This window comes from Bradyrhizobium sp. Bra78 (assembly GCF_024519855.1).
Lineage (GTDB): Bacteria > Pseudomonadota > Alphaproteobacteria > Rhizobiales > Xanthobacteraceae > Bradyrhizobium > Bradyrhizobium japonicum_G.
Genome location: NZ_JALJRE010000039.1, coordinates 1 through 266 on the forward strand (window position 1 = coordinate 1; position 266 = coordinate 266).

The 266-nt window shown below is 68.4% G+C and carries 1 pseudogene; it reads left to right on the plus strand.

Annotation, left to right across the window (positions count from 1 at the left end):
• Positions 1–266: pseudogene (locus OC450_RS34295) on the plus strand (caspase family protein); the annotation flags it as partial.

Below are 266 nucleotides of genomic sequence, written 5' to 3' on the forward strand. Positions count from 1 at the left end.
GGAGGCCGAGGCCGCAGCGGCAAAGGCCGTGGCCGACAAGCAAGCCGCCGAGAAGGCGCTCGCCGACAAGCTGGCAAATGACACCAAGCAGGTCGCCGAACAGCGGACGACCGAGAAGTCGCAAGTTGCCGATACCGCGCAGAAGGTCGCGGCTGTCGCACCAACCGCATCACCGCCGAGCCTGTCGCCGCAAGAGACGGCGAAGCTCGTGCAGTCCGAACTGCGCCGCGTCGGCTGCCTGGCGACATCGGCGGACGGCGACTGGA